The organism is Neptuniibacter sp. UBA6509 (assembly GCA_002435145.1).
Classification (GTDB): Bacteria; Pseudomonadota; Gammaproteobacteria; order Pseudomonadales; family Balneatricaceae; genus Neptuniibacter.
In genome coordinates this window covers 1-6,454 of the sequence record DJLT01000087.1, presented here as the reverse complement: position 1 = coordinate 6,454, position 6,454 = coordinate 1, and the positions used below count along the sequence as shown (strand labels likewise).

Here is a 6,454-nt window from a genome sequence, read left to right as displayed (position 1 = left end):
CACTAGGTAGCATACCCCCAGGGAATATATACCGTTGAATAAAATCTGCCTGTTTTCTATAGGTGTGGAAGCGTTCATCTTCAATGGATATGACTTGTAATACAGCATTGCCTCCTGGTTTTAGGACTCGTTTAAGGTTTGAAAAGTAGGTATCCCAATGTGCTTCTCCGACCGCTTCAAACATCTCTATAGAGACGACCCCGTCATATTTATGCTGTAGATCTCGGTAGTCTGTTAGTGAAAGGTGAACTAGATCTTGGAGACCTTTATCCGTCACCCTTTTTTGGCCCCATGCCAATTGTTCCTTAGAAAGCGTTACGCCATGAACCTTTAAGTTATGCTCTTCGGCTGCTTGTGTTGCAAAACCACCCCAGCCACACCCAATTTCAACTATGTGATCGCCATTCTTAGGATTGAGCATCTGTAGAATGCGTTTGTTTTTAAATTGCTGTGCCGCTTCGAGTGATGCATTTTTATCTGGATATAGAGCAGCAGAGTAAGTCATGCTTTTATCAAGCCAGTGTCTATAGAACTCGTTACCCAAATCATAGTGAGCAGCAATATTCTTACGGCTGCCTTTGCGCGTATTGTCTCTACGCCAATGGTAAAGGTTATGGAGGGATTGGGTAACGAAACTTGCAGAAGATAAGCGTTGTAAAGCTTTTTCGTTAGACAGCGCCCAGTTGACTAATTCTGTAAGGTTGCTGCTCTCCCATTCACCCGCAATATAGCTCTCTGAAAATCCATTAATCCCCCCAAAATAAAGACGTATAAACGAGCGGTAGTTTTTTATGTGTATATCTGTGTAAGGCGCTCCCTGTCCTAAAAGAGAGTAGCAGCCACTTGGTAGGGTTAGTTTCAACGTGCCCTTACTTCTTTCGAGAAGAGGAGTCAGTTTTGCGAGTATTAATTTATCGAGCCAATTGGGTTTAGATTGCTCAACCGTGTAATTTAATTCGCCTGAATTCTCACAAACTTTCATGATGTATAGCCCCGTTCTTATCCTGCCAACTTATTGTATGTGATACGTTATTTTCTCTTGGTTGGATCTTTAATTTTTTGCGCCATAACTGGAAAGCTTCCCAGTGAATACCCACAATGACTTTCAATGTCATTAATGGATATTGGAAAAATATTTTTAACAACGATTTATCGGTTAAATTGGAGTGTTTCCCTTTAAAAGATGCAGTGAATATAGGCTTAGGGTTGTTTGCGTGATGAAGTTGATCAAATTGTTGAATAACAACGCTAACTTGCTCCTTGGGAGGGCTTATATTAAATAGGTAACGGGTGTCCATTGGCATAAAGGGGCTGACATACATTCGTTTGTTGCAGCTTTGCTTTAGTATTTTACCGTCTGTTTCTGTTTCAAATAGATAGGTATGCCTAGATCCAAAGGTGTTGCTAACTTCGTAGAGAATGACCTGTAATTGATCATTTTTGTTGTAGCAAAAATAAACACTTAATGGATTGAAGGCATAGCCTAAAATTCGAGGATAACAGAGCAGTTTTATTTTGTGTCCAGCAGAATCAAGCCGCTGAGCTTTCAGCAAGGCGCGTATATAGCATGCTAGGTCATCTTTTCCTCGGCCATAATCTTTTTCATGAAATGAGAAAAGGTTAAATTTATTGACTGAAAATAGCTTCAACCTATTTATGTCTGGGAGTTCATCTAGATCTAATAATGATGAAAAGACACGGTATTTAAACTGATGAACAGAAGGTGTAAATCTATGATGGCTTACTTGCCCTGTATACAAACAGCTGCCTAAATCATCCATGGATCCGACCTTTGTTTATAGTAGAGGCAGTAGGTGTTTCATGAGTGTTATTAGTAGGTATTGGTTTTACAAAAATACGACTGTTTTTCTCTTCTAGCTGCCATGGGCGAGGTATGCCACCGAGCTGTTCAGCTACTGCAAGCCCTGCTTGCAACCCATCTTCATGAAAACCATGTCCAAAGTAGGCACCGCAAAACCAAGTACGATGTTGTCCTTGAAGCTGCCATAGTTTCTGTTGTGACGCGTGACTATTTTTGCCGAAAGTTGGATGATCATAAAAAAAGGTACGAACAATATCTCCCTCTTTGGGCGGGGTGATCGGGTTGAGTGATACAAATATATTTTGTTCTGTACTCAGCGGCTGGAGTTTGTTCATCCAGTAGGTGAGTGATACCTGTTGGGATTGATCCCTTTGGCCTTCTGAAAGGTAGTTCCAGCTGGACCAAGCGGCCTTACGTTTAGGCATTAAGTCTTCGTCTAAATGTAGATAAGCTATATTTCGTTGGTAAGGGAAATCACTCAATAACTGTTGCTCTTCATTAGTCGGTTTATCTAATAGAGCTAATGCTTGATCAGAGTGACAAGCCAGAACTATTTCATCGAAAATTTGCTGATTTCCGTGATGATCCTGAATAATGACATGATCAGACTCGCGGATTATTTTATGGATACGGCTATTCAGTTGGATCTTGCCTTCGAGCTCTTTCGCGATTTTGTTGACATAGTTTTTACTACCTCCGATGACTGTTCGCCATTGAGGTCTGTTTTGTAATTGAATCAAACCGTGATTTTTACAAAACCTTAAGAAACTGCCAGCAGGGTAGTCTAGCATTTTCTCTACAGGTGTAGACCAAATTGCAGCCCCCATGGGTAATAGGTGATTGTATATGAAGTCATTACCGTAGCCGTGTTTTTTTAATAGCTCTCCTAATGTGAGCGAGTCTAGAGGGTCGTTTTCTAGCATTAGATCTGATTCGCGATAGAAACGAAGCAGATCAGTAATCATTTTCCAAAAGGAAGGACGTAGAATATTGAGGCGTTGTGAAAGTAATCCATTTAAACCGGTGCCTGAATATTCTAAATGACCCTCATTAATAGATACGGCAAAGGACATCTCTGTATCGCAATTAGGCACGTTTAGTTCTTCAAAGAGTTTGACAAGGTTAGGATAGTTAACGGGGTTAAAAACAATAAACCCGGTATCTACGCTTACTTTTTGCCCTTCAATACTAAAATCAACAGTGTTGGAGTGGCCACCGAGTCTGTCGTCTTTTTCGAATAGGGTAACGTTGTGGGCTTTGTTCAATAGCCAAGCGCAGCTGAGTCCGCTGATACCAGAGCCGATGATAGCGATTTTCTTTCTGCGGATGGCTGTAATGTTCATGTGTTCTTCCATAATTAATTCTTTCCCTTCAATACGTAGAGATTATATGAAAGGATCATAAATACTTTATCAATTTATATGATCTAAATGTCTTTTAATGTCGTACTAACAGTCATCTAACAATAATGGCTAGGTACTAACGTGGATAATGTCGTTGTTATGAATCAGCAATTTAGCTCATCCGATTGGAGTGATATGTTGCACCAGCTTTCTGTCGAGAAGGACAAAACGTTGTATGTACAGCTCTTTAGGTATTTTGCTCCGAGAGTTAAATCTTATATCACGCGTCTTGGATTAGTTGAAAGTGCAGCGGAAGAGCTTACGCAGGAGACCATGCTATCGGTATGGCGTAAAGCGCATATGTACAACCGTTCTAAGGCCGCAGCTAGCACATGGATTTTTACACTGGCAAGAAATCACAGTATTGATTGGATGCGCAAACAGAAGTATCCCGTCTATTCCATCGATGAATGGAACGAAGAGCCAGAAGAGTCAGAGACGCAGGCGCATAGTGGAGAGCAGTTAGTGACTGCTGACCGTATGGAAAAAGCGATTAAAAAGCTACCTGAGAGTCAAGCTCAAGTGATCTACATGTCTTTTTTTGAAGGACGTTCACACAGTGATATTTCAGAACGTATTGGTATTCCTTTGGGCAGTGTTAAATCGCGTATTCGTTTAGCCTCAGAAAAGTTGAAAATGATATGGAGGGACGGAGCATGAATATTAAACATCATTTAGATGAGGCGAGCTTAGTGAGCTACGCCGCGGGCTCTATCTCTCAGTCGATGGCATTGGTCGCTGCTTGTCATATTTCTATGTGCCCTAAGTGCCAGAAGCGTGTTAGCGAATCTGAAAGTATCGGCGGTATCCTATTAGAAAGCCTAAATGAGTCTGAAATAGCTGAAGACGCTTTAGAGCAAGTGATGGCCTGTTTAGATAATGAGCCAGAGACAGGAATTGTTGCTGCACAAATGAATCAAAAAAGCAGTGTTGATCTGGGTGTACCCCAACCCTTGCAAGATTATATCTCTGGTTCTTTAGAAAATATTCCATGGAAACGTATCGTTCCTGGTGTTTATTACCATGATCTTCCTCTTAAATCTGAAAGAGGAGGGGTTTCTAAACTATTGAAAATTGCTCCGGGTAAATCGATGTTACCGCATACACATGACGGGAATGAACTAACATTAGTTTTAAAAGGTTCATTTTCAGATGAGGTTGGTCGTTTCACCGCAGGTGATATAGCTGATTTAGATAGTGAAATTGAACATCAACCCTTGGTTGATAGCGATGAGGATTGTATCTGCTTAATTGCAACGGATGCGCCTTTGAAATTTAGCACCTTATTTGGACGTATCGTGCAGCCAATGACAGGCTTTTAATTTGCCACCATTCAAGAGGATCTGAAGATGGATAATAATGAAAAACAGAGCATTCCTGTAGGTATTAGTGCTTGTTTGTTAGGTCATAAGGTTCGTTACGATGGTGGACATAAACGTTCTAAATATTGTTTGAATGTTTTGAGTGATTGCTTTGAATTTGTTCCGCTTTGTCCTGAAGTTTCGATTGGTTTAACTACGCCGCGTGAACCCATTCGTTTAGTCGGTAGTGCAGATTCGCCAAGGGTCGTTGGTGTGAAAGATCCTGATTTCGATGTCACAGATAAACTTTACGATTATGCGGATCAGGTGAGCGCTAAACATCAAGAGTTCTGCGGTTATATCTTAATGAAGGGTTCTCCAAGTTGTGGGATGGAACGGGTTAAGGTTTACCATGAAAATGGTATGCCTAATGTATCCGGCAGTGGCGCTTATGCCGCACGCCTAATGAAAAATAACCCTGCGCTGCCTGTCGAAGAGGAAGCCAGGCTGAATGATCCCGTCTTACGAGAAAACTTTATAACTAGAGTCTTTGTATATTCTAATTGGCGTAATGAGGTGATGACTAACCCATCTTTACATGAGGTTTTACAGTTCCACAGTCGGCATAAATATCAGTTAATGGCACATACGTATGAGGGTTATAAGGAGCTGGGGCGTTATTTAGCAAATGAAGCGCCTAATGAACCGCTATCTAAAGTGTTAGATGTTTATCTCCTTCGTTTGATGAACCACCTTAAAAGTAGAGCCAATAGAAAAAGCCATACTAATACATTGATGCATATTTTCGGTTATCTAAAAAAAGAGATTGATGCTGAAACAAAGCAAGATTTATTACAGGCGATTGAAGAATATAGAACTAATAAGGTCCATCTTGTTGTGCCTATTACCTTTTTGAAGCATTACCTTAAGAGGCACGGTTCGGAATATATTAAATCTCAAGCTTACTTAGATCCTTACCCTCATGAATTGGGTTTGAGAAACTATATTTAAGTCGTTTATAAATATTAGGTGTATTTGTGAAATTAGTTTGGTTTCGTAACGACCTTCGTGTTGTGGATAATCATGCCCTGTTTTATGCGTGTGAAAAGGCTGATGCTTCAGGCGTCATGGCTGTTGCTGTGATAACGCCTCAACAATGGATGCTGCAGGATGAATCTAAGGCTCGCGTTCAATTTTGGTTGGCTAATTTACATTCGTTGAAAGAAGAATTGAGTTCGCTCAACATCCCACTGAAAGTTATCTATACCGATACTAATAAGCAGATCCCTCACGAGCTATTAGGCCTAGTGGAACGATATGCTATTAGCGAGCTCTACTTTAATCGTGAATATCCTGATTATGAAATGAATCGGGATAGGCAAGTCGAGTCGGCTTTGATGACAAAGGGTGTTAATTGCCACTCCTTTGATAGTGATGCAGTACTGCCTCCGGGTTCTGTATTGAGCTTAAAAGGTGAACCTTACCGTGTTTTCACGCCTTTTAGTCGAGCTTGGCGAAAACGATATTTAACGTTGATGCCTGAGTTATTAAGAGCTCCCAGTAAACAAGTCGAGCTGTCTATTGTGAGTGACTCAGTTCCCACTGAGGTGGCTTCTCATCAGGTGGGAGCTGATTGGAAAAAGCATCTATGGCCGGCGGGCACAGATCAAGCACATAAACGATTAAAGCAGTTCGTCACAGAGAAGCATGGTTCGTATCTTCAACAACGAGATTTTCCTGAACTTCAAGCTAACTCAGGTATTTCCCCTTATCTGAATACGGGTGTCTTATCGGTTCGACAGTGCCTTGCAGCATTACAAAGCTATAGCGATGACCCAGAGTGGTTTCAACAGCAATGGGTAACTGAACTTATTTGGCGAGAGTTTTATCGGCACATACTCGTGCAATGGCCAGAGTTGAACCGATGG

7 protein-coding genes are annotated in these 6,454 nt (G+C 41.1%); 4 read left to right on the top strand and 3 right to left on the bottom strand.

Annotated elements, in window-relative coordinates; all coding sequences use genetic code 11:
- The 3 genes from B4K11_RS10620 to B4K11_RS10610 form a co-directional block, all read right to left on the bottom strand.
- Window positions 1-982, bottom strand: a 982-nt coding sequence (locus B4K11_RS10620) for an SAM-dependent methyltransferase (protein ID WP_292959371.1), incomplete at its 3' end; no start/stop codon positions are given.
- A complete protein-coding gene (locus B4K11_RS10615; protein WP_292950379.1) occupies window positions 969-1,781 on the bottom strand; it encodes a DUF1365 domain-containing protein in 813 nt (270 codons plus the stop codon). The genes B4K11_RS10615 and B4K11_RS10620, both read right to left, overlap by 14 nt.
- The gene (locus B4K11_RS10610; protein WP_292950380.1) at window positions 1,774-3,165 is read right to left on the bottom strand and encodes an NAD(P)/FAD-dependent oxidoreductase; all 1,392 of its coding nucleotides are present in this window, start codon (window positions 3,163-3,165) and stop codon (window positions 1,774-1,776) included. The genes B4K11_RS10615 and B4K11_RS10610 overlap by 8 nt, the downstream gene beginning before the upstream one ends.
- A 141-nt stretch (window positions 3,166-3,306) precedes the next feature.
- On the opposite strand from B4K11_RS10610, the gene B4K11_RS10605 reads away from it, so the two are divergent.
- The 4 genes from B4K11_RS10605 to B4K11_RS10590 all read left to right on the top strand — a co-directional run.
- The gene (locus B4K11_RS10605; protein WP_292950381.1) at window positions 3,307-3,885 is read left to right on the top strand and encodes a sigma-70 family RNA polymerase sigma factor; all 579 of its coding nucleotides are present in this window, start codon (window positions 3,307-3,309) and stop codon (window positions 3,883-3,885) included.
- Complete coding sequence (locus B4K11_RS10600) at window positions 3,882-4,547, top strand: ChrR family anti-sigma-E factor (protein WP_292950382.1); 666 nt, start codon at window positions 3,882-3,884, stop codon at window positions 4,545-4,547. The genes B4K11_RS10605 and B4K11_RS10600 overlap by 4 nt, the downstream gene beginning before the upstream one ends.
- A 27-nt stretch (window positions 4,548-4,574) precedes the next feature.
- On the top strand, window positions 4,575-5,537 hold the full coding sequence (locus B4K11_RS10595) for a YbgA family protein (protein ID WP_292950383.1): 963 nt from the start codon (window positions 4,575-4,577) through the stop codon (window positions 5,535-5,537).
- 26 nt (window positions 5,538-5,563) lie between these two features.
- Window positions 5,564-6,454 (top strand): deoxyribodipyrimidine photo-lyase (locus B4K11_RS10590; protein ID WP_292959370.1); only part of this gene is annotated, 891 nt, incomplete at its 3' end.

Coding starts and splice junctions, on each gene's coding strand:
- B4K11_RS10615 (WP_292950379.1), bottom strand. CDS start 1,781: ATGGATGATTTAGGCAGCTGTTTGTATACAGGGCAAGTAAGCCATCAT.
- B4K11_RS10610 (WP_292950380.1), bottom strand. CDS start 3,165: ATGAACATTACAGCCATCCGCAGAAAGAAAATCGCTATCATCGGCTCT.
- B4K11_RS10600 (WP_292950382.1), top strand. CDS start 3,882: ATGAATATTAAACATCATTTAGATGAGGCGAGCTTAGTGAGCTACGCC.
- B4K11_RS10595 (WP_292950383.1), top strand. CDS start 4,575: ATGGATAATAATGAAAAACAGAGCATTCCTGTAGGTATTAGTGCTTGT.